16 protein-coding genes are annotated in these 24713 nt (G+C 36.4%); 11 read left to right on the forward strand and 5 right to left on the reverse strand.

The genetic code is table 11. The annotated features are described in order from the left end of the window. The first annotated feature begins 307 nt into the window (after positions 1–307). The 11 genes from B2107_RS10580 (at position 308) to B2107_RS10630 (ending at position 13554) form a co-directional block, all read left to right on the forward strand. The gene (locus B2107_RS10580) at positions 308–1003 is read left to right on the forward strand and encodes a hypothetical protein (protein ID WP_293955599.1); all 696 of its coding nucleotides are present in this window, start codon (positions 308–310) and stop codon (positions 1001–1003) included. A 31-nt stretch (positions 1004–1034) separates the two neighbouring features. Continuing rightward, positions 1035–1682, forward strand: a complete 648-nt coding sequence (locus B2107_RS10585) for a hypothetical protein (RefSeq protein WP_293955600.1) — start codon at positions 1035–1037, stop codon at positions 1680–1682. Positions 1683–1691: 9 nt separating this feature from the next. After that, a complete protein-coding gene (locus B2107_RS10590) occupies positions 1692–2366 on the forward strand; it encodes a hypothetical protein (protein ID WP_293955601.1) in 675 nt (224 codons plus the stop codon). Positions 2367–2869: 503 nt separating this feature from the next. Further along, entirely contained in the window at positions 2870–3076 is a 207-nt protein-coding gene (locus tag B2107_RS10595) for a helix-turn-helix transcriptional regulator (RefSeq protein WP_293955602.1), read from the forward strand. Further along, positions 3077–4564 carry a type I restriction-modification system subunit M gene (locus tag B2107_RS10600; RefSeq protein ID WP_293955603.1) on the forward strand — a complete coding sequence of 496 codons (1488 nt, stop codon included), beginning with the start codon at positions 3077–3079 and terminating at the stop codon, positions 4562–4564. Positions 4565–4577: 13 nt separating this feature from the next. Continuing rightward, positions 4578–6032 carry a type I restriction-modification system subunit M gene (locus tag B2107_RS10605; RefSeq protein WP_293955604.1) on the forward strand — a complete coding sequence of 485 codons (1455 nt, stop codon included), beginning with the start codon at positions 4578–4580 and terminating at the stop codon, positions 6030–6032. After that, positions 6022–7233, forward strand: coding sequence for a restriction endonuclease subunit S (locus B2107_RS10610; RefSeq protein WP_293955605.1), 1212 nt, complete (start codon positions 6022–6024; stop codon positions 7231–7233). Before B2107_RS10605 ends, B2107_RS10610 begins: the two co-directional genes overlap by 11 nt. 12 nt (positions 7234–7245) lie before the next feature. Further along, positions 7246–9291: an ATP-binding protein gene (locus tag B2107_RS10615; protein WP_293955606.1), complete on the forward strand. Its 2046-nt coding sequence runs from the start codon at positions 7246–7248 to the stop codon at positions 9289–9291. Positions 9292–9321: 30 nt separating this feature from the next. Then, positions 9322–10020 carry a DUF3800 domain-containing protein gene (locus tag B2107_RS10620; protein ID WP_293955607.1) on the forward strand — a complete coding sequence of 233 codons (699 nt, stop codon included), beginning with the start codon at positions 9322–9324 and terminating at the stop codon, positions 10018–10020. A 29-nt stretch (positions 10021–10049) separates the two neighbouring features. After that, positions 10050–10457, forward strand: a complete 408-nt coding sequence (locus B2107_RS10625) for a hypothetical protein (RefSeq protein ID WP_293955608.1) — start codon at positions 10050–10052, stop codon at positions 10455–10457. A gap of 133 nt (positions 10458–10590) precedes the next feature. Next, positions 10591–13554, forward strand: a complete 2964-nt coding sequence (locus B2107_RS10630) for a type I restriction endonuclease subunit R (protein WP_293955609.1) — start codon at positions 10591–10593, stop codon at positions 13552–13554. Between the two features lie 269 nt (positions 13555–13823). Here B2107_RS10630 and B2107_RS10635 read toward each other — a convergent pair whose 3' ends face one another. The 5 genes from B2107_RS10635 to B2107_RS10655 form a co-directional block, all read right to left on the reverse strand. Further along, the gene (locus B2107_RS10635; RefSeq protein WP_293955610.1) at positions 13824–19772 is read right to left on the reverse strand and encodes a DEAD/DEAH box helicase; all 5949 of its coding nucleotides are present in this window, start codon (positions 19770–19772) and stop codon (positions 13824–13826) included. Between the two features lie 6 nt (positions 19773–19778). Next, positions 19779–22808: a hypothetical protein gene (locus tag B2107_RS10640; protein WP_293955611.1), complete on the reverse strand. Its 3030-nt coding sequence runs from the start codon at positions 22806–22808 to the stop codon at positions 19779–19781. 105 nt (positions 22809–22913) lie between these two features. Then, entirely contained in the window at positions 22914–23132 is a 219-nt protein-coding gene (locus B2107_RS10645) for a hypothetical protein (RefSeq protein WP_293955612.1), read from the reverse strand. Positions 23133–23148: 16 nt separating this feature from the next. Next, positions 23149–23358, reverse strand: coding sequence for a hypothetical protein (locus tag B2107_RS10650; RefSeq protein WP_293955613.1), 210 nt, complete (start codon positions 23356–23358; stop codon positions 23149–23151). A gap of 326 nt (positions 23359–23684) precedes the next feature. After that, complete coding sequence (locus B2107_RS10655; protein ID WP_293955614.1) at positions 23685–24695, reverse strand: helix-turn-helix transcriptional regulator; 1011 nt, start codon at positions 24693–24695, stop codon at positions 23685–23687. Positions 24696–24713 lie beyond the last annotated feature (18 nt).

Genomic DNA, 24713 nt, shown 5'->3' on the forward strand with positions numbered 1-24713 from the left:
GCCTAACCAGCCGAGCTACTCGGGGGCCGTGATGATGTTTTTTGATTGTTGTTTTTTGTTCATAACTCGTTCTATTGGTAACGAGTCTTGTCGGTAGGTCGCCTAATGATAAATGTGGGACTGCACACCGTACCTGAAATAAAGTTTCTGACGCCTTACACACCACGGATTTACAGCAGTACCCACATCTATCTGTTATGCAAATATAGCATAAAAGTATAGACATGGGTGTTTAATCTGCTGTCTTGCGGTGTGGCGTCAGAAAATACAGGCACAAGACTCTTTGATTTAAACACCTAAACTATAGATGACTGATCTAATATTTTACTTAAACAAAGATACTAAAGTGATTTATAAAATTCAAATTATTTACAGCACAAAGCATAAAATATTTCTATTCCTTAATTTATCTATGAATAAAAACACGTGGTATCTATTTCCAATTGAACTTTATATTATTATTGCTGTTAGAAATATTCGATTTGAATTAGGAATTTCTGGCGAAGATATTTCTGAACATCTTGAAAAAAATGAAAAATATATCGGACACATGGAAAGCGCTGCGAACAATTCAAAATACAATGATGAGGTTTTGAGCGAAATTGCTATATACTTTTCTGAAATTGCCAAATTGAGACAACAGGAACTTAAAAATTCAGGCGATAGCACAGTTATTAAAACGGAATATACTATTTATGATTTCTATCCGAAAGAGATTTTATCCAACGATAAAGTCCTCAAAGAAATTCCTCCTATTCCACCTGGCGTAGGTCCAGCGCCTACACTAAATGCATTAATAGAGGACCAAACTTTTTTCAAAAAAGCAAAGACCCTAAATGAAATTGTGATCAAAGCTAATGTAGTCCAAAATCAAAACTGGGAAGCAAAAGACTTTACCCGTCCATTAGAGCGTGCTGTAAAAGTTAAAAATAAAAGACTGAAGGTAGTGCTTAAAGGCGACCTTAATACATACATCCTTATCAGTAAGCAGAAAAAGGATTAGTATCTTTGCGGTCAAAGAAATGGCCAATTTTATGCAAGCTGATCTTAAATTTGAAATAATTAATATTAATGCCATGCCCCGAATAGAGGTGGAGAAAATGCTCAATATTTTTCTTTTGAGGAAGAAAAGAGGCTATAATCAATTCGAGCTTTCTTTTCTTATGGGCCAACGCGACTTTTATGTTCGTGACGCTGAAGATCCTACTCATACCTTAATTTACTCCATACCGTTTAATAATATATTTCGTGAGATTTTCGATTGTGATATTGATCAAATTGTACCAGATATCACTAACTCAGATTATACAATTCAAATATCTGTAGCAAAGAGTGAATCTGACTTGGTTGTTTATAAAGCTGAAAAAATCCTCAAAGATGGCCGAATAGAACTTGTAGGCACCTTATCCACTGAACCAAAAGATCTATTACTCGAATCTCCATGTATAATCACAGAACAATCAGTTAAAGATTGGGTATTGCACCAAATCTCCACAGGATATTTTAGCGAACCTAAAAATGCCTTACAGATTCTCAAAGATTGTGAGAAAGAATTCGATGGACCAGTACGTCCATTATTTCTTGCAAATGCTTTAAAAGCCTGTAATGGAACAAAAGGAACTCCTAAGTTGACGAGCAAGAAAGATGAGAATGGAAGGTTTGTTTATTTCAAAAATAATTAGATTAAACAATTGAAGTTAACAAAAGCAAAATTAATCGCTAAAGTCAAGGCACCTTTAGAAAAATTAGGATATATTTTTTTTAAAGACCCCATTTCCAGTGCGCAGGGATTTTTTTCAAAAAAGTTAGATAATGGCTTATACTTGACGTTAGGTTTAACCATTTCGAGACATATGGAGAGCAATTTTACTGGATCTTTTTATTATTCCAAAACAACCCGGTGGGCGGCGGTTTGGGATGACATCCCGGAAGAAAGTTACGTACGCCCAGGCTTCTTGATGTCAACGGAAGAACGGAAGATTTATTTTAAAACTGAAAATGAACAATTACGCGATTATTGGTGGGATGGTTTAGATGATTCATCGGTCGCTTCTTTTATTGAAGTCATCAAGCTCACCGAATCAAGATTGTATGAGGACCGATTGTTGACAAAAAAGATAGAAGATAGCCGCAGAGTATCGCAATTAAAAAATTACGCCGATGAAGTAAATAAATCGGTCTTCGAAATCGAGAAACTGAATTTCACTTATTCTTATTTACCAGATAAAGAAGTAAGCGGAATACCTATGCGGTGGTTTAAGGCTAGTGAGTATGTCTTAAAAAAACAGAATGGTATACTCAATAAGAATACGGTTAAAAATTTGGCGTCTGATGCTTTTATTCAAATTACAATTGACAATCTTTGAAACATAGGAATAGGAGAATAATTAGCTATTTTCTCATATCTCTCCTTTTAGCATTATGATTGTACCGCTTTCCATCTTTTGCGCCACTCCAGACCTCAGTAACACTATGAATTTTATAAGGAGCCTCTTTTCCTAAATGTACAAGTTTTCTACAAAATTTTCTGAAAGTTCTATTCCATCGCCTTTTATCTTGTTTCTCAGACTCTGTAGTAGTAATCCCGAATATTTTAGTTTTTCGTAACGATCTTGACATCGTTGTTTTATAAGTATTGATTTGATCAAACGTGTGAATGCAAAGATAAGTATACCTGACGACTATTCAAACCGAGTGCAGCGAGCTCATGAATAGTCATATATTTTTTCGCCGTCGTTCTTAAAAATACACCATTTTTTTTTCTAATAGACGCCAATAGTCATTATTTTTCAACCCTCCCTATTTACGCTGATTTTTACACAGAAATTACCATATAAAGATGGTATCTTTACACAAAATGCAAATTACTATGCCAAAGAGAGTAATTAACCGACTAAAAGTTGTTTTAGTAGAGCAAGGTAAAACCAGTAAGTGGCTTGCCGAACAATTAGGTAAAAATGAAACTACCGTTTCTCGCTGGTGCACCAACGAAGTGCAACCTAGTTTAGATAATTTGGTAAATATTGCAGAACTATTAAATATTGATATTAAAGAATTATTGAATTCGAGTAAATAAATGAGTGCCAAACAAAAAATAACCCAATCTCAGTTAGAACAATACTTATCAAAGGCTGCATGGATCTTAAAAGGTCCCGTAGATGCTTCTGATTTTAAGGTATATATATTCCCCATATTGTTTTTCAAACGGATATCTGATGTATATGATGAAGAATTTGCTGTTGCAATGGCCGAATCGGACGGCGACCCCGATTATGCATCATTGCCCGAATTTCATCGTTTTGTTATACCTGAGGGTTGCCATTGGAAAACCGTACGAGAAACTACTATCAATGTCGGTTTAGCGATCGAATCGGCACTTAGAGGAATAGAGCAAGCCAATCAACAATACTTGTATGGCATATTTGGTGATGCACAATGGAGTAATAAAAGTAAACTGTCGGACCGCTTATTAATAGATCTTATAGAGCACTTTTCACAATATGAGCTCTCCAACAGCAATGCGGAAGCGGATATTTTAGGAAATGCGTACGAATATCTTATCAAACACTTTGCCGACTTAACCAACAAAAAAGCTGGTGAATTTTATACAGCACGGTCCCTTGTCCGATTATTGGGCTTGATATTAGATCCTAAAACTGGAGAATCTGTTTATGATCCAGCTTGTGGGACTGGTGGAATGTTGTTAGAATGTGTAGACCATTTACGTGAAAAAGGAGAAGATTACCGTACACTCAAGCTTTATGGACAAGAAAAAAATCTAACGTCAAGTGCCATTGCTCGCATGAATATGTTTCTGCATGGCATGGAAGATTTTAAGATTGTTCGTGAAGATACACTGAGAAATCCTGCGTTTTTCACTTCTGACGGCCTGCAAAAGTTTGACTGTGTCATAGCAAACCCACCTTTCTCACTGAAAGATTGGGGTGCGAATAATTGGATAAATGATCCCTATGGACGTAACATCGCTGGAGTTCCACCTAAAGGGAACGGTGATATGGCCTGGGTACAACACATGATTACCTCCATGAACGCGACAGGTCGCATGGCGGTTGTGTTACCTCACGGTGTACTTTTTCGAAAAGCATCCGAACAAAGGATCCGCCGGACTTTATTAGAAATGGATTTACTGGAAGCTGTTATTGGCCTTGGTGCAAATATTTTCTACGGCACGCAGTTAGCAGCTTGTGTCTTAGTTTTCAAACAACAAAAAATAGCTAAAAAACAAAATAAAGTGTTATTTATCGATGCGTCAGATCAGATACGAATAGGAAGGGCACAAAATTTCCTGGATAAAGAGCAAGTACAACAAATTTTTGACTGGTACAGTAGTTATTCTGATGTAGAAAACTATGTAAAAGTCGTAGATATACATCAAATTAAAGAGAATGATTTCAATCTAAATATTCCACTCTATATCGATAAAGTAATTGAAGATAATCTTCCATCTGTTGACGAAGCGATGGCGCAATTAAAATCGGCATGGAAAGAAAGTCAGCAGGCGGACGAATATTTTAAGACCAAATTAGCAAAGTATATCGCTTAGAAGGATAACTACAATGACACAACAACAATTAGAAAAATATTTGTGGGGTGCGGCTACTGCTTTACGTGGAACCATTGATGCTGGCGACTACAAACAATATATATTTCCCCTATTATTCTTCAAGCGTATCTGTGATGTGTATGATGAAGAATTTCAGCATGCTTTAGCGGATTCAGAGGGAGACATAGAATATGCTTCTTTTACCGAGAATCATCGCTTCGTAATTCCAACGGGTGCGCATTGGACAGATGTACGCGAAACGACAACCAATGTGGGATTAGCCATTCAAAATGCTATGCGCAAAATAGAGAAAGCTAATCCTGAAACTTTAGAAGGAATTTTCGGTGATGCGAGTTGGACCAACAAAAACCGTTTGTCTGATGCAACATTGATTAATCTGGTCGAGCATTTTTCACAATACAAACTTAATCTGACGAATGTAGCAGATGACAAACTTGGAAATGCCTACGAATACTTGATCAAAGAATTTGCGGATGACAGTGGACATACAGCGGCTGAGTTTTACACCAACAGAACGGTCGTCAAACTGATGACTAAGATCATGGATCCTCAACCCGGGGAGTCGGTGTACGATCCAACTTGTGGATCGGGAGGTTTATTACTCAACTGTGCCTTACATATTAAAGAAGAGGGGAAAGAGTATCGCAACCTGAAATTATACGGACAAGAGATCAACCTCATCACTTCGGCCATAGCGCGGATGAATATGTTTATGCATGGCATTGAAGAATTTAAAATCGTTCGTGGTGATACCTTGGCTGATCCAGGACTCATTGAAAATGATAGTCTGAAAACCTTTAATGTTATTTTGGCAAATCCGCCATATTCGATAAAATCTTGGGACCGAAATGCTTTTGTAAACGATCCTTGGGGGCGTAATCTTTGGGGTACACCGCCGCAAGGTAGTGCGGACTATGCATTTCAACAACACATTCAAAAGTCTTTAGATCAAAAAAATGGACGTTTTGCAATTTTATGGCCCCATGGTATATTATTTAGAGATGCCGAAGCTGAAATGAGGCGAAATATGATAAAGGATGATGTTATCGAAGCTGTAATTGGCGTTGGACCTAATTTATTTTATAACTCACCGATGGAAGCAATGATTTTGGTGGGTAATAATAACAAACCTAAAGAAAGAAAAGGTAAGATTCTATTTATCGATGGTAAAAATGATGTGGTTCAAAATAAAGGACAAGCTCATTTAACCAATGATAATATCGAAAAATTATATGCCGCTTTTCAGGCATTTAATAATGAAGAAGGGTTTTCTAAAGTGGTAGATATGGATGATATTTTGAATGACTTTGATGGAAATTTGAATATATCATTCTATGTTAAAACACAAAATATAAAAGCAGAAGATTTTAAAAAAATTTATTCTAATTGGCTGGAGCATAGTGATTCCTTAAAAATTAATATTGAAAGATTATTGAATGGAAATTAATATTGATAAAACAAACTGGAAGAAGATTAAGTTTGGTGATGTTGCCATTCAAATGAAGGGGACAGTTGATCGAGAAAATACTGATTTAAAATACTACGTTAAAGGCGAGCATATGAATTCTGAAGATGTTCATATTCGAGAATTCGGTGAATTGGCAGATGAATATTTAGGACCTGCTTTTATACGACATTTTAAAGAAGGTGATATTTTATATGGCTCAAGACGTACTTATCTTAAAAAGGTTGCAGTTGCTCATTTTGAAGGAATAACATCCAATACAACATTTGTCATCAATGCTAATGAAAAGGTTATTGATAAGCGTTTATTACCGTTCTTAATGCTATCTAATAAATTTACAGAGCATTCAATAATGCACTCTAAAGGTTCTGTCAATCCGTATATCAATTGGAAAGACCTTGCTAACTACGAGTTTCTACTTCCCCCCACAGAAAAACAATCCGAATTGGCAGAATTACTATGGGCCATGGATGAGGTGATTGAGAAGGATTTGGAGGTGATGAAGAGGTTGAAGGAAGATGTTCAAAATATTTTTTTGAGTAGATTAATAGATTTCGATATTAAAAAATTAACGATAACTGATATACTTGAAAAAATAAGTTTAAAGCAGGATATAGACTTATTGAAAAATTACGGAAACTTTTTTAAAGGAAAAGGTATACCAAAAGATGATGTAATTGAAGCTGGAATTCCTTGCATAAGATATGGTGAAATCTACACTAGTCATCATATCGTAATTAGAAAATTTCGGTCTTTTATAAGTAGAGAAGTTGCGAATACCTCGTTTAAACTAGAAAAAGGAGATATTATTTTTGCTGGTTCGGGAGAAACGATCACAGAAATTGGCAAGAGTGTTTGTTTTAATGATGATTTTGAAGCTTATGCCGGAGGCGATACTATTGTTTTTAGACCTGATTTAAACAAGATTAATCCTGTTTATCTATCGTATTTGCTTAATTCACTAATTAGTAGATTGCAAATCAACAAAATGGGGACGGGAGCGACTGTAGCACATATATATCCTGAGGATTTGAAGAAAATTAAAATTCCCACTGTGGACATTACAACACAAAGAGATATTGCAAGCCACATGGAAAATATCTTTTTGAATATTGATAAATTAAAATCTAAACTTCAATCCTCAAAGGCATTGCAAAAAGTTTTGATAAATCAGATTTTTTAAATTTAATTAATTATGGCAACAACAACTTCAATTGACAGAATTGGAATTGATCTTAAGGGAAGGGTCAATCGTTTAACTCTTGCTGAAAGAAACATGTTACTTCCTGTATTTGAGGCGATAATTAATTCTATACATGCTATTGAGGATACAAAGGTGCCCAATGGTCAAATTGAAATAGTGGTGGAACGTTCACCACAATCGTCGATGAACCTTAATGGTGATGAAAAGAAGTCATTATCAGAAATTATTGGATTTAAAGTTGTTGATAACGGAATTGGATTTACCAATGATAATTATGAATCTTTCAAAAGAGAGTATTCAACCTATAAAGCAAAAAGAGGTGGTCTTGGCTTAGGCCGTTTTATGTGGCTAAAAGCTTTCTCAGATGTTAAAATTTATAGTCATTATTATCAGAACAAACAACCAACTCATCGAACATTTGCATTCAATTTGAAAACGCCTGATGGAATTGCTAATCCTATTTTAGAAACTTTAGATAAAGATGTTGATTTCAAGAGAAAGACTGAAGTTAGGTTAATAGGATTTAAAGATCCATATAAATCAAAATGCCCTAAGCGATTAACAACTATTGCTGATAGAATTGTTGAGCACTGTTTGATATATTTTTTACAGGAGGATTGTCCTATAATAATTTTAAAAGACAGTGACGACGACATCATTCTAAACGATTATTTCCAAGAGTTAACTTTTGGAAACACGTTTAAAGATGATTTTAAAATTGGCGATTATGAGTTTAATATAACCCTTTTAAAATGGTTTGAACATGAACAATTTACCACCCATAAGATTGCTTTGTGCGCCAATAACCGTGAGGTGGAGAGTTTTAATGTTAATAAAGTTTTTCCTGATGTATCTTCTAAGATTGAAGATGCAGACTCCGGTAAACAGTACCTAATTGTATGCTACATTGAAGGGAACTATTTTGATTCAAATATTAATGATGAAAGAACTGAGATTCGGTTTAGCAAAGATGAATTATATGATAATGGATTAGTAAGTCAAGCAGAATTATATAATGCCTTACAACCCATTATAAAGAGCTACTTTGAAAAAGAAATTGAACGTTTTAAATCGAAAAAATTAGAACGAATTGAAAATTTTATTGCTGAAAAGGCGCCACAATATAGGGTACTGAATAAATATTTAGATTCTTTTGAAGACGTTATTGTAACAGATAGTACGTCCGATCAAGATTTAGATTTAAAATTATATAAGAAGCTTCAGGATATTGAATATGATTTCAGAAAAGAAACAATAGAAGTCTTGAATGATGGAAAAGTAGATGATCCTCATTTTTTAAAGGAGAAATATTCTAAACTATATGAAGAGTTATCGGACATCAATAAATCTAAGTTGGCTCAATATGTTGTTCATCGAAGATATATATTAGAACTATTTGAGAAATCTCTTGAGTTAAATGATAACGGAAAATATGAACTTGAAGATACTGTTCATGGGATTATTTATCCTACAAAAAAGAATTCCAATCAAATTGATTACGACAATCAAAATTTGTGGATAATAGATGAAAGATTGAGTTTTCACAGGTTTTTGTCATCTGATAAACCATTAAATACAATAGAAGACTTTGAAAACGATTGTGCTGACAGACCCGATTTAATGATTTTTGACAATCCTATTTCTTATGTGGAAGGAGACGAAGCACCCTTTAATTCGGTTGTACTGGTAGAATTTAAGCGTCCAATGCGAAAAGGATACAATGAAATCGAGGATAACCCTATTGTCCAGCTTTATGATTATGTACGTGAAATTCGAAAAGGTAAAAAACTAACCAGTTCTGGGCGTACTTACGATATTGGAGACCATACACGTTTTTATTGCTATTTGATTTGTGATCGAAATGAAAAAATTGATCAATATGCTGAGAATGCCCAATTAGAAAAAAGTTTTGATGGTCTTGGATGGTTTGGGTACAATAAACCTTTAAGATGTACTATTGACATCCTGCCGTTTAATCAAGTATTATCTAACGCTAAAAAACGAAATCGAGTATTATTCTATAAGTTGGGAATATAATTCGATGAACTAATAGTAAAATTATTGCGTATGAAATTTGAAATTTACTGTGACGAAAGCGGCTTAGAGGCATTGAGCAATAAACAGGCTCATGATTATACCGGAATTGGAGGCATTTGGATTCCGGCAGATCAGCGTGCAGCATTAAAAGAGGGCATTGGTGCGATTAAAGCCAAATACAATATCCTTGGCGAGCTTAAATGGCAAAAAGTATCACCGTCTTATATTGATTTGTATAAAGAGATTGTTGATTTCTTTTTCAATGCGGGCTATATTCGTTTTCGGGTTATCGAAATTGAGGCTGAAAAAGTAGATCATATTCGCTTTAACAGTGCTGATGCAGAGTTGGGCTTTTATAAATTCTATTACCAACTGCTACAACATTGGATTTTTGATTTCAATGAGTACGTTGTCTTTGCTGATTTAAAGCAGGATCGAAATAAGGGGCGCTTGAAAGAGTTGGAGAAGGTATTGGATAATGCCAATCTGACGTCGGATATTAAGCAGGTACAAGGTTTGCCTTCGCATGAATCTTTAGGGATCCAATTAGCGGATATTCTTACTGGCATGGTGACAGCTAAATTCAACAAAGAGTATAAGCCTGATTCAGCCAAAGCACAACTTATCCAGTACTTAGAAGAAAAATACCTTTCGCGCGAAATTGCGCCTACAGCCAAGTGGGAAGAAAAATTTAATGTATTTAAGATCAATCTTCAAGGAGGGTGGTAATGCGTTACAGGAAAATAAAGTCATACAATATGACGGAAGACGAGTTGCGAGAGATATGGCGTGTCGAATACTGTGAGTGCCTTATTAAGACGTTTGATGATATCGTAGTCCAATTTTTCGCCGCAATGTTCGATCATTGTTTTTTTGAGAGTGCCAATAGACTAGCTAAGGATAAGTCGTTATTGTCTTTGAATAGATTGGAAAAGATTTATTGGATCAAGGATGCTTTGCAGGATCCTGATGCAGTACTAAAAGTGGGTTGGGATAGCAAGTCTAAATCTTATGATGATCAACGGCGAGTTACTTTAGTGAAAGGAAATTATATTGTCGTTATTGTCATTTTCGCACCAAAAAAGGCAAGATTTATTACTGCCTACGAAGTGAATGATGATGATAATTTGCAAAAAATAATGGATGGACCTGATTTTGGGGCATAAAAAAAACGTTGATTAGCTGGTTCAACGTTCAAGACCTTTGTAGATTCCCTACCGAAGGTAAAGAACAATACAAAGATATATACTATATTGCATATATCAAATATTATATTTAAAAATATTTAACCTATTTAAGATGTTTAACGAAAGTAATACCGTAGAAGCCTTTGTGATCAAACAGTTATCTGGTGTTGAATTAAGTAATATCAGTGTCGTGCGAGAACCTACTCGTTACGGTGCTTCCTGGCAATATATCGCTCCGCAGGAATTGAAACGAGGTCCTAGCGAGGTTTTGCTAGAAGACCGATTGAATAATGCATTAAGGATACTGAATCCAGCTATTGCCACAAACCCGGCTTTAGCAGATGAGGTTATTTATAAGCTACGGGCGATATTACTCTCGGTAGGACAAATTGGTTTAGTGCGTGCAAATCAAGCATTTCAAAAATGGATGTGTGGGGAGGAGTCTATGCCTTTTGGAGAAAATAATCAGCATATTCCTATTAACCTGATTGATTTTGACGATATAAAAAATAATGATTTCGTTGTCACCAATCAACTGCGTGTCTATGCTCGAGAAACTAAAATTCCTGATGTCGTTTTGTTCATTAATGGTATGCCGGTTGTCGTGGGAGAACTCAAGACTCCTATTCGGCCATCTATTTCTTGGTTAGATGGAGCGAATGAGATTGTAGAAGTGTATGAAAATGCAATTCCGCAATTGTTTGTTCCTAATATACTCAATTTTGCAACAGAAGGAAAATCCTTCGGTTATGGTGGCATTCGAACCCCATTGCAATTTTGGGGACCTTGGCGGATGGATCTCGATAAAGATCTTATCAGCAAGTTTTTCGGTATCGGAGATGTAGCAGTGGAGATGAACGATTTGCTCAAACCTAATCGTTTATTGGATATTCTGAAGAATTTCAGCCTTTTCAGTACCAACAAAAAGAAACAGTTAGTTAAGATCTTGCCGCGCTTCCAACAATACGAAGGAGCCAATAAAATCGTTGAACGCGTATTGGATGGACAAGTTAAAAAGGGATTGATATGGCACTTTCAAGGGTCAGGCAAATCATTTTTAATGGTGTATGCTACACAAAAACTACGGAATACAGCGGCATTGAAAAGCCCCACTGTTCTGATCTTAGTAGACCGTACAGACTTAGATACGCAAATTTCTGGAACATTTAATGCGGCAGATATCGCTAATGTTGTCACTACGGATAGTATTGGCGAATTACAAACCCTATTGGAGCGAGATACCCGCAAGATTATTGTGTCCATGATCCACAAATTCCGGGATGCCAAGCCTAATATGAATACGCGCGAGAATATCATTGTCCTGGTCGATGAGGCACATCGTACACAAGAGGGAGATCTGGGTCGACAGATGCGCGCAGCTTTGCCAAATGCATTTTTATTTGGACTTACGGGAACACCTGTCAATCGGGCAGATAAAAATACATTTTGGGCTTTCGGATCAGAAACTGATAATGGTGGCTATTTATCTCGCTACACATTTCAGGATTCCATTCGGGATGGTGCCACTTTACCGCTGCATTTTGAACCTAGGCTGGTTGATGTACATTTAAACAAGGAATTGTTAGACGAGGCCTTTGAAGCTCTCAAATCCTCGGCTGACCTTACGGACGAAGATGCTGATTTGCTTAATAAAAAATCTGCTCGTATGGCCGCTTTCTTAAAGGCTCCCGAACGAGTGTCCAAAATAGTAGAAGACATCGCAAAGCATTTTAGAGAAAAAGTAGAGCCACACGGCTTCAAAGCCATGATTGTAACGCCGGATCGTTACGCTTGTGTCCAGTACAAAGAAGAACTAGACAAGTACTTTCCTGAGGACGCTAGTAAAGTAATCATTTCCACTACAGCTAATGACCCAAAAGAGTTTAAAGATAAATGGGCGATGGATAAATCACTGCAAGAGAAGATTGTCGATGAGTTTAACAAATCTGAGTCTCCCATAAAATTTATTATCGTTACCGCAAAACTTTTGACAGGTTTTGATGCTCCTATTCTTCAAACGCTGTATTTAGACAAGTCTATTAAAGATGTGACTTTATTGCAAGCCATTTGTAGAACGAATAGGCTTTACAAGAACAAAAATTTCGGTCGGATTGTTGATTACTTCGGTATTTTTGATGATGCGGCAAAGGCCTTACAATTTGATGATAAGACCATGCAATCCATCGTAACGAACCTCAATGAGCTGAAAGGTAAACTGGATGGTCTAATGAAAAATGCGCTTGTTCACTTTGAAGATGTTGATCGTACGCTGGAAGGCTTTGAAGGTTTAGAGGCAGCTCAAAACGCCATAAAGACCGATGAACTAAAAGACGCTTTTGCAAAGGATTTTAAGCTATTAATGAATGTATGGGAATCGTTGTCCCCTGACCGAGTTTTGGATCAATACCAAGCAGATTACCGTTGGTTATCACAAGTATACGCATCTGTAAAACCTTCATCAGATCATATGGGTAAACTATTATGGATGACATTAGGTGCTGAGACCACTCGATTGATGCACGAGCATATCACCGTTGGTGAGGTGCATGATCTTGAGGAATTTGTATTAGACGCCGACGTCATTGACAATATTTTCAATAATCCTGATCCTAAGGATGCCAAAAAAATTGAAGAAATTTTGGTTAAGCGTTTTAAAAAACATGGAGGTGATCCGAAATTCAGAAAACTAAGTGAACGTCTAGAAGATTTACGCGCAAAAGCTGAACAAGGCCTGATTACTTCCATTGAATTTGTAAAAGAGTTGTGCAAACTCGCTAAGGATACATTACTAGCCGAAAAAGACCTAGAAGAACAAATTCAGGAAAAAACACCACAAGCAGCCTTGACAGAATTATTCATAGAGCTTAAAACAGATGAAACACCAGCTGTAGTTGAGCGTATTGTTAAGGACATAGATGATATCGTTCGTGTGGTACGTTTCCCAGGCTGGCAGACAACTGCTGCTGGCGAAAGAGAAATACAAAAGTCGTTACGTAAGGCATTGCTGAAATACCAACTTCATAAGAATGAAATGTTGTTTCAACGTGCCTATGAGTATATTAAGGAGTATTATTGATAAAGTTGCTTACTATCCTGTTCATGTGTTAGATTCTTATAAAAATAATATGAGAAATACAATAAAAGTAAGGGGATCAGGTGAAGCGAGTACCCATCACTTTTGGTACAGTCAAATATTTCTTCGCTGAAGATCGCATTATCCTGTAACAAAAAAGATGGAAACTTATATCCTCATAAATTGACTACATTTTATCAACTTCAGGCTAAAAACTATATCAAAAAAAATAAATAACTACCTACCTATTTAAATAGGCAGGTAGTTACTCACTATTTTCTAACGATACTCAAAGTATAAAGTATAGGATTTCCATCACCATAACCTTTGATATTGAAAACATCAAAAGCACTTACATTACCGTTGTTATATCTTGTATAATCATCACAATACCAGCCATGCTCGATCCCTCCATCTGGGCGAATCCGGACAATTATATCATCTGATTCAAATTCGAAGTATCGGTAATGTGGTAAAGATTCCTCCAAATGTATGTCAAAATTTGAAATTTCCAGATCCCAAGCATTCGAACGAATAAACACATCTCTGTCAGCATCGGAGGAATAATTGTGCCGGAGCTGAATTGGCACTCGATTATTAGGATCTGAAATTGGGGAACTATAGAAATCAAATTCATTCAAATCAAGGTTAAATTCATTTTTTATAGATTCGATAAACTGAAACATTAGCATCACTGCCATGGGTGATTTGCAATAACGATCAGAATATGTAACATCGAATTTTTTCCCCTGCATAGCAGAGCGAAGATCTATCCTGTTTCCCAAATCTTCCAATAGCTTAGTAAAAATTTTATTCGAAGAAATCCGCTGGTTTCGAGCCATCACAATATGTGACTCAGCGATATTACCTTCGGTAGGGCGCAGCCATTCCAATGGTTCCCGACGTATCTGAGAGGTAGATTCTAACTTATAAAGCTGTCCCGCATCAGATGATGACCAATCCTTGTTTAAGGATCGAATAATACCATCCCGACCATAATAACGAATGTACGAACCCTCCTGCAATTCGATCTCCACCAATAGACGTAATCCTGCATAGTCATCTACTTCATTTTCAAAATAGTTTACAAAATTTTCGGACTTTTTCAGATCGATATATTCATCAATGGATGGCTGATTATCTCCACATTTGACAACAACAGTTGCTTTACCTATCATTCTCGAAAAACGAGCTATAAAAGGCAATTCTTCTAAATTCCAGTTCTGGAAATCTCTTTCAACAAAAAAGGTCAGCCCCCTTGGTTTCTTTCTAGTAAATAGCGTATTCAACTCGTCTTTTATCGGTTGGATCAATACAGTAAATTGATCATTTAACGATTTTATATCCTCCGGTACAATTTGATTTAGAGCATGCTCTAACCAAGCGATAGCGGAATGGCGATCCAAATTGTCCATATGCCACTGTGTACTACGATCTATCAGACACTTGGTACAGGCAGCTTCACAAGTACAACCTTCTAAAGTACGCAATGCTTCTTTAAAAATTTCAATTGCATAGAGTGAAAACTGTGGTGCATAACCCGCTCCACCCTTAGCTGTATCAAATATAAACAAGGTGGAATATTCATTATATTTCTTGATACCAAAGCCCAATTCTGCAGCTTCAATAGCCAAATATTGCGCAAGTATTTTCACAAAAACACTCCCCAACGTATATAAAAGCCTAGGATCCGCGGTATAAGAACCTATACCATCCTTGATCCTGATCTCACAATAATCGGTTTGAAAACGGCCTCCCAAGATAACATTTGGTCGTATCGCATAAGCTTTATCATTGCCAGCACAACGGGTATCATCCTGTTGGTTTCCTCTTCTATTTTTCCCGCCCCGTAATCGTGTGTGATTATGCAAGTCGGATGGTTGTGTAGATGCTCGTCCGCAGGTTAAACACACTGAGAAGCCCGAACCACTACCAACATTATAATACAGAATCTCCGCATTAGAGGAACTACTTTCTCTAATCTCAAAATAACTATTGGACGTTTCCGTCCATGGCAACAGATTGATGAGCATTGGATCAACATAATGAACTTCAGACCGTTCTGTTATTTTGCGTGAAGGTTCTGCATACATATCCACAGCGAAACCTACAGGCTCTATCAATTGCGTAAACCGAGTCTGTCCAACATCTGTTAACCTGATTCCCTTAAAAGTCCCCTGGGCTTTACAGTGAGGGCATTGCTCATTTTCTGTGACCTCTCCATCTACACTAATGATCTCTTGATAACCACAACCTTCGCAGATACGTATTAATTCGCGAACAGCCTCTGATGTATGATTTGAAAGAACAACTCCTGCAGAGGTAAAGCTCTTACCATCAATAACCACTCTTGTACCTGGCGCATATTCCATTAGTGCCCGAGTAATAAAATGTGATGGCCCTTTATCAATATTCTCAGAATTATTATTTCTACCACTATAATCCTGAACCGTGGTATTGTCAAACTCAACTACTCCAGTTGGCATCCCTGCAGAAGGGAGAAAACCCGCAGAAACTAAATAACTTATTGCATTTTGATTGATAAAGGTAAAATATTGACGTTTCACCGAACGTGTGGCTGGCCCATCTTCACCAAACTCTGCTGTTAACTCCATGATCTTTCTTTGAAAACCTGCTACTTTATGAGAAGTTTCGTCCAATACTTTCCTAAAATTTTCTAAAACATGATCAACCAAAGAACTGATCGCAACATCTTGCAACGGTGTAAATTTTGTCAAATGTTTGAGATGTGATATATAATTATCAATATCGGGACTGTTTAACCAATTATTGAATTGTTCGGCTACCGATAGCTCTTCACCGTCTACCGGAAAAATATCCAATAGCTTGTTCATAATCGCTATACCGTTTGCATTCTCCTGCACGTATTTACCGAAAAAGTAGGAATTCACATGGCGCTGGATTAGCCTAGTACTATGAAAATCAACACGTGGCGCAGCAATGGCATGTTTCAAAGCCCAATCTGGTTCTCGTAAGACATTATTTCCAATTGGCGTAGGTGCACATGTTGTAAATGCCAATGATTTAGCTTCTGATCGCCGGCCTGCCCGACCAGCTCTTTGTAAATAGTTTGCAGGCCCAGGGGGAACATTGTTCATCATCACAACTGAAATCCCTTTTAAATCGACTCCCATTTCCATCGTCGTGGAACAATTAAGTATATTGACTTTTCCAGCAATAAATTTTGCCTCCAAATCATCCAACCGGGATCTATTTTGTTGTGCAGAATGCTCTCCGGCCAAGTAAATTGGTCTATTGCGAATAATACGTTCATGTAAATCATTCCATACACCTTTTTCCTTTAGAATAGACGAATTCGCTGACATCCATTGCTGAGCCAACGTGTTGTCCAATACATTATTTACCATATTAAATGGATATTCATAATGTGGGAACTTAATTTCTCCTTGCTTTATTCTGAAATGTTCAATTGTATCAGCACTTAAGTTTCCGCTGATCCAAGGTGAATATCCCCTAAAATGCCTATTAATCAAACGTTTCTTTACTGGACACAGCCAAACATTATTTGTCAAACAAAATACTGTGCTTTCTTCCAATCTTAATTTGTAAGAATTATCGCCCAAATTACTTAGCACATTTTTGCTGACCAAAGTTCCCCATATCGCCTGTAATAGCTGATCTATCCGATCTTGATCTTCGGGAGTAATTTCTTCAAAATTGTGAAAACCTAATCCTGCACATAACAGCGTAACAAAGCGATGTTGCCTTTTTCTCTGTGGATTGAAACTTGGCCATCGTGTTACACCTGTAATACCTTGGTCTGTTGCTATTGGATAGATGGGTTTAGAACGCATAAAAGCGACAGAATAATTATATAATCCCGGATCAAATTCAAAATGGAATGGATAACGGATAATATAATCAGCGGCAATTTTTACCAGATTTCTATATTCGATTAAATCAATCTTGAACTCATCACAGATAGCGGGCAGACTGCATGTATCCACTGTTGGATAATCAAGTCCAATCATTCCTAAATTTTCAATTGATCGTGACCTTGGTAAACGTCGGGCAAACTCGTCATAAAGTATTCCTTTCAGATAATTATTAAGACTAGAGATATCTTTATTCAAACTATTATTCTTCAATAGAACCGTCGCGTCACTTCTATTTCTTAAAAATTCTAAAAGAGAATCCCACCGCAATACTTCATTAGTCGATAATTGGTCAAGTTCATTTTGTATATCCTGAATTTGCTTATTAATGAAGCTATGCCTGTAAGGCGGTTGTTCATTCAATTGCTGTTCAAGATTTGCCAACATCCACCTTTTTCCTTCAATATCCTCACCAGATAGCTGTGCTGCCGAATTTAACTCCAATAATTTATGATAAACCTGCGCTCGAATCCAATTGGATTCTGTGTCAATATTGAGAAGAGCCGAAATTTTCGCCGTCCCCTGTCTACTATCTGTAAAGGAAATGTATTTATGTCCATTCCATTGCATGTCTTTTGTCAGAGGATACATCTCGGGAGTCGCTTCCAAAAAGAGATCGGCTAATATCCGGTTCACAAAACTGCTGCTTAACCTAAAGTGAAGTGGAGCTTCTAATTGAGAATGACAATGTGGACAGGCACAGACTTGTTGGTCATTTAAATAAAATAAATACTCTCCTTCGCCACAATCAAGGTTTCCTCGGTATGCAATCTGAAATTTAGTGACTTCATCAATATGCCGTTTGGGATCTTGTCTGGTAAAGAAGAATGTTGTTACATTGGCTACGTCATTTTCTTCTTCCTGATCTTCATCCTGGCCGCCGCTATAATCATCAATATTAAAATTATCATTGACAACTGATGTTGTTAGTTGAATACGATCTCCACTTCTATCAGTAATTCTATCGGCCATCATCAATTCATTACCACAAGAACGACAAGCCACCAATTCGACCATAGGATGACCACAGGTACAATGATGTGCTGCAAAAGTCGTCATCCTACCATAAGGAGACTTAATTAGTTTTTCATCCGTACAATCCTTATTCGTACAGACATAAATACCGCCTAGACTCCGGCCAAAAAAATGTCCCCTAACTGGCAAAATTGGTTTTCCGTCTACACTACATTCAGCTAATTCATCAATAAGCGCAAGAGCATTTTCAGTCCCCTTAACATTGAATTTTTCGGCAATCTCACCTATACGAAGGCTGTCCTTCTCCCTGATGTTATAACGTAAATCCTGAATCTCCTTAAGGTCATAATGTGGTAATGGATTCTCGGTTAATTCTTCAAATTTTCGCTGACCTGTAATAACCTCTATTTGAGATTGCTCTATACCGCAGAGCTTTGACATAAATTCTTTTAAGGAGGCAACTGCATTTTCTCCCTGCCCCACTGTTGCCGAAGTAATCGCAAATCGGATATCCTTTGCCTGCACCCCGAAAGCATCGACTACCCGACGTATTAACAAGGACATTTCTGCTGCTGAAGATCCAGTCAGGGTATGCGCTTCGTCCATCACGATCCACCGCAAGGTACCTTGCGATTGCTGTAAAATAGAAACATCTTTGTCTCTTACCATCATATATTCCAGCATCGTCGGATTGGTAAACAATATAGGTGGTGGATTGCGACGTATCTCTGCACGTGTTAAAATACGAGGGTAGGCTGTTTTTTGTAAATTAACCTGGCCATCTGTAGGAGTATCACCGGTATACACCGCAAAATTGACTCCGCCGATCGCTCTTAGCCAAGATTCCATCCGCGTTATCTGACTATTGATCAAAGCATTTAAAGGATATAGAAAGATTGCCTTCACACCAGTTCTCTGTGTCCGATGATGATATAGATCTGCCAATATTGGAAGCATAAAACATTCGGTTTTACCTGAACCTGTACCGGTGGTAACGGCAATAGATTTATTCGCTTTCAACAGAGAGTTCCAGCTCGCAACTTGGTGTTTATAGGGATAGATATCGCTAGAGAATCGAGCATCTTCATCACGAATATCATTCAAGGACTTAATAAAATGCGATCCAAATAAATCCGTCATTTCACCAAAGGCCATTTCACCTGCTTCCCATGGAAAACTGTTCTGAATAACAGGTTCGCTCATTAAGGGCTCAGACTTAAATAGTTCAAGATAGGCTTGTTGCATATCGACATCACCAGTAGACCATAATGATAAGATGGAATCCTTTAAACGCTGATTGATATTATTGTATATATTTTGATAATTCATGAGAATCTATTTTTTGTTTAATTGATTGATGGAATAAAGCAATGCATCGAAATACCACATCGGATCTGTTTGCATGGCATAAATCATATATCGCCTGATGTATTCTACTTTTGGTAACCAGAAGCTATATTGATCTTTAAAGTCTAAAATAGAGCAGGCAACAGCAATCGGCGTGTTTATAATTAGTTTTAAACGCTCATCCGGTAAATGAATGCTAATCGCATGTGGGCTTAATTTCGGACTTTCCAAAGGCATTCCCTCCAATACGAGCTTACCTAGCCGTCCGCGCATATTTATTAACATAGAATTTATCGGGCTTGCTTCGATATCATTTGAGATAATTGCTTTTCCAAGTTTTGGATGGACGGCATTATAGTACTCCAACAAGATAAGAGGATTAAATCCTTCTAATCCAAAACATTCCTGCCAGTTTTCGATGGAAATCCAATGAAACTGAAATCCGAGATCTAATTCAAACTGATTGACCCAAGTTAAATTGGACCACAATTTATGAAGAAATACAAATGCTTTAGCTGCCAAACGTGGATCTATAGAAACAGACCGAATAATATCAAATGTCGAAAACGGAATGTTATAGTGATAAGCTATCATATAATACTCTCTAAATTTCTTCCATGTGCCAGAGTCATATCCCCCCTCCTGCAATGGTCCTTGAAAGCCTTCTAGTCTCGCATGACGATCGTTTTCAGTTGTCCCCTCAGTATTGATTGTAAGATTGATAAACCTTGGCTGTACTCTTATCGGCGACTCTTTCTTTGAAAAAACAATAAATTTCGTCAGTTCTACTTTTGGACTATTTAAACGATATTGACAATCACCTAAATATTCCAGATCAACTGGATGGATATCAGTATAGGAACACTCTAAAGGAACAGCAATTAGATGAGCCGGAACAGCGACATTTAGGTTCAATAAAACTTGCTGTTCAACAATCTGCGCATTTAATTTCGCCCTGTACTGGGACAATTTAAATGATTTGATTATTATCTGTGAATCATTCGGCCCAAGTTTGCTGATTTGACAAGTAATAGTATTTAAAGGATCTAGAATATTTATCAGTTTGAATAACGAATTATAATAATCTTCAAATTCAATCAGCGAAGTGATCGTTTTGGTGACGGCACGTGTTAAACGAATATGTTTATAGCGATTGTTCCAAATAGTCACGTAATAATAGTGATCAATATTATCCGTGATAATACGGTATCCATATAAATTATCGACAAATAACTCTTCATTTTGGCCCAATACTTTATTATCAGAATCAATAATCTCTAGCCCCTGAAAAGGGCTTGCTAAATTGAGTCGGAGCGTAGCACCCTGATTACGGGCCTGAATATTTAAACGAAGGATACTTGGTCTCTTGTTAATATCACAGATAGTATATTTCAGGGTATTATCACTAATCTTATCAACTTGATAAAGTAAAGTAGATTCTGCCTCAATAGACAACTTTTCGGGATTATTAAAGGAGAGCTCTAACTGATTTAAACTAGATTGTTCACATCGACTAAATTGACCAATATTGAAAACTTTATCGAACTCTTCAATATCATTAAAGACAAATTTAAGCTCATATAAGCCTGCTCCCCACGCTCCTTTATCATATTCAATCCACTCACTGTCTGATCTGTATTTCCTATAATATTGTCTAACACCATTGTTAATCCGCTCACCAGCATTATTGTAAAAATAAATAGTTGGCTTGCGTAGAACTATCCTATAGTTTGCATCTTTGATCCAAGAAGGCATTATACCACTAATTATCCAATCAAATTGTGGCTCTATTGTTAAGCTAAATTTTATCGTTTGAAATTGACTCTTTATATAAATTTGCTTCTCGAAAATGTATACAGCTATTTTCCCGTCTTGAATTTCTGTGACTTTAGATGCAGTCTGTTCTTCAACAACCCAGTTTTTTGGAACCAATAAATAAGCTTGATTGGTGCTAATGTTTCGTCTTTTTTCAAAAATAAATCGCCCTTCAGAGATCGGCTTTAGCAAAATTGGCTCCGAGGTATTAAATTCAAATAAAGCATGATTATTGATGGGATAACTATGCCCACTTTTACTGATTATTGTTATATCTGGGCCAGCCAGCTCACTCTCTATTAAATCCTCCTCATAAAAATATATCGGTTTAATAAGGCTGAATTTCGATACATTATAGTAATTACCCTGCCTCGTAAGAGTTGCTACCGTACTACCATTCACAAATACTCTATATTCAGATTCTACAGTATCTGAGTCAATGTCTAGAAGGTATTCCAGATCTTTTTTTTCAAATCTATTTGCAATATCGAATTCAAGGTGAATATTCGTGAAATTTTCTTCTGCGAGCCAGTAAAATCTAATTTTGCTTACCTTTCTAGTTGTCTTATACTTTTCTCGCGTAGTCAGCAGCTCGGTTTTTAATTGCTTTAGATTTGCGTTATTGTCCAAATGGGAAAGATAAGCTAAATCATCATTCAAAATCGCCTGGACAATTTCCAAACAGTTCTGATAAAAGTCATCATTTTGTGCTGATGCAGGTAAATAATTTAAAGAACTACTTTCGTAAATATCGCTTAAGGAAGAGGCCTTACCGCGCACAAGCTCGTTGAGGAAGGCTTTGAAACTAGTACCAAACTGTCCTGTCAGAACTTTTAAAGGCATCCCCCCCTGCATTAACATTGTCCTTAAATACAATGTATTTGTCTGCCGTATCCAATTAATTTTGAACGCTTCAGCTCCCTCTCTAGCTAACTTGTAAATATCTTCAGGAGAAAGAAAATCATTTGAAATTTCGGCGGCGACTTTTTCTTTCGTAACATAACTACCTTCATATTTTCTACGCCACCATTCAGCAAAATATAGACAATAATCTCTCTTGTCTATTCCAGTTTTGAAAGTATTCTTTTTTAAGAAATTTTCCAGATTAAGAAACTCCTCCTCAGTCACATTATAGGTCCATAATGGTTGTCCGAGATGTCTTTCCATACCTCTCGCCTTCAATAACTTTCTAAATTCACTCATAATAGGTCAAAACAGCTTTAAAATATAAACAGAATAAAACTCATGGCTCCAAGTTTTATTCAGCAACTAATTCATTCAACATCAGAAATAAGTTCCCTTACCTTTTCACGTTATTTCCAGTAATTCATTATAACTCAAGGTTTCTATATCCGTCTCCGTATCATTCAAAAATTTGACGAGTATTTTAGATATCTTATCAATATCTGTCTCTGGAACACCAAACTCAACCTCTCTTTTTAGGACTTCGATCGAAGTAAACCAGATTTTACTAAGGACGAAAAGTGCCTCTTTTACATACTGAATATCTGGCCCCTCGTATTTCATAAAATAGTGATCAATATTAAACGAATACACTATAGCTATACGTAATCTTTTGCATGGATCTAATGAAAGGAAGACCCACTTCAAGAAATTCCTTATCACTATCAAAAATATTATCCAACTCCAATAATATCGTATCAATCTCAAATTGCATAAAAATTTTTAGCTTCTTGTGCTCAAATTGAAATTTTTCGAGCACTTCTATGTAACTTTTTGTATCCATCTCCATTTAAGACTCTTTTTATTGATTCCTTTTACGCATCTTAAATTCTTCTTAATTTTCAGTACTCCTCCAGCGCAATTCAATGATTTTATGTATTGTTCTCAATATCTAAAGTTAATCGTAACCGATGCAGCCTTTATGCATTGATTGCTAAAAAGTATGTTTTGAATTATTCAGTTAGATCATTACTATACTCATTTTTCTCACAAGAAAGATTTATGATTAAATATGCGAAAAGGCTAAAAACTTGTATTTAAAAATAACTTAAATAAATACAATACTAGGAATTATCGTATTCATAAATTGCGGTTTCTCGTAAATAAAGCTTTAACTTATTTATCTCTACAATGGTTATATGTCTGATATATTTCCTTAACAATAGTATCAATTTGATTTCGTAAATAGATCGGCTCAATAACTTCAATGTCATTGCCAAACGACAAAATACAACTTTCAAGTTCCCTATTAATCTTTAGTTCAAGGTAGATCAGTCCATTTTTATAGCGTTGCGAGCCATGAATAGGTTTCGACAATACATAGGGTATTCTATTTACATTAAATTTAAGAACCACTCTTTCTATTTTCTGATCTACAGAATTAGTAACTCCGATGATATCATAAAAATAATCGTCAAAATCTATAAATGATTCTTTATAAGGCAATGAATTGAGCTGTTCTATTTCTTGGATACGGTCCAAAGCAAGATTCTGCATGTGCCCGGTGTCCTCATTGAATCCGAATAAAAACCAACGATTATTATATTGTTTAAGGTAATAGGGATGAATAATGTATACAACCGGTTCAAATTGTCTGAATCCTTGATATTTGATAGCCAAAACCCGTTTATGTATTATAAATTGATAAAGTGGTTCTAGGTATTCAAGTCCTTTCAAAAACTCGTTTTCTTCAAATGAAATAACAGGTTTTTGCTGTTGGTCAAGTTTCAATCCCGAACTTAGCTTTGCCTGAACGCTATTCAGCCATTCCAACTGTGGAATGCCTTTAATTCGTCCCAATGTTTCTAGTACTTGCTGTATCTGCTCTTGTTCACTCGCATTGAGGGGCTGTTTTAATATCGAAAAATCAGCAGATTCATAGCAGTAGTATACGCGCTTGCCCTCTTTCATTGAAAGAATAGGTGCTTTATATCCAGCTTCGCTCCGCATAAACGTAATATCATCCAATAACTGTCGTCGGGAAACCTTAGTCAAAACACCCACATAAGCGGTAAGTTCGGCCGAACAATGTTCAATAAGGTCTTCAATAAAATACTTTTTCCATTTATTGGAGAAACACTTATCCAAAAATTTATAGCGCATTAAAGCGTGTTTGTTGGTTGCCATGTTCTATAAAATAATCTA

The organism is Sphingobacterium sp. UBA7855 (assembly GCA_002500745.1).
Lineage (GTDB): Bacteria > Bacteroidota > Bacteroidia > Sphingobacteriales > Sphingobacteriaceae > Sphingobacterium.

Bases quoted from the DNA above. Each gene is read 5' to 3' on its own strand.
- B2107_RS10580 (WP_293955599.1), top strand. From the start codon at position 308: ATGACTGATCTAATATTTTACTTAAACAAAGATACTAAAGTGATTTAT.
- B2107_RS10585 (WP_293955600.1), top strand. From the start codon at position 1,035: ATGCAAGCTGATCTTAAATTTGAAATAATTAATATTAATGCCATGCCC.
- B2107_RS10595 (WP_293955602.1), top strand. From the start codon at position 2,870: ATGCCAAAGAGAGTAATTAACCGACTAAAAGTTGTTTTAGTAGAGCAA.
- B2107_RS10600 (WP_293955603.1), top strand. From the start codon at position 3,077: ATGAGTGCCAAACAAAAAATAACCCAATCTCAGTTAGAACAATACTTA.
- B2107_RS10605 (WP_293955604.1), top strand. From the start codon at position 4,578: ATGACACAACAACAATTAGAAAAATATTTGTGGGGTGCGGCTACTGCT.
- B2107_RS10610 (WP_293955605.1), top strand. From the start codon at position 6,022: ATGGAAATTAATATTGATAAAACAAACTGGAAGAAGATTAAGTTTGGT.
- B2107_RS10615 (WP_293955606.1), top strand. From the start codon at position 7,246: ATGGCAACAACAACTTCAATTGACAGAATTGGAATTGATCTTAAGGGA.
- B2107_RS10620 (WP_293955607.1), top strand. From the start codon at position 9,322: ATGAAATTTGAAATTTACTGTGACGAAAGCGGCTTAGAGGCATTGAGC.
- B2107_RS10625 (WP_293955608.1), top strand. From the start codon at position 10,050: ATGACGGAAGACGAGTTGCGAGAGATATGGCGTGTCGAATACTGTGAG.
- B2107_RS10630 (WP_293955609.1), top strand. From the start codon at position 10,591: ATGTTTAACGAAAGTAATACCGTAGAAGCCTTTGTGATCAAACAGTTA.
- B2107_RS10635 (WP_293955610.1), bottom strand. From the start codon at position 19,772: ATGAATTATCAAAATATATACAATAATATCAATCAGCGTTTAAAGGAT.
- B2107_RS10640 (WP_293955611.1), bottom strand. From the start codon at position 22,808: ATGAGTGAATTTAGAAAGTTATTGAAGGCGAGAGGTATGGAAAGACAT.
- B2107_RS10645 (WP_293955612.1), bottom strand. From the start codon at position 23,132: ATGAAATACGAGGGGCCAGATATTCAGTATGTAAAAGAGGCACTTTTC.
- B2107_RS10650 (WP_293955613.1), bottom strand. From the start codon at position 23,358: ATGGAGATGGATACAAAAAGTTACATAGAAGTGCTCGAAAAATTTCAA.
- B2107_RS10655 (WP_293955614.1), bottom strand. From the start codon at position 24,695: ATGGCAACCAACAAACACGCTTTAATGCGCTATAAATTTTTGGATAAG.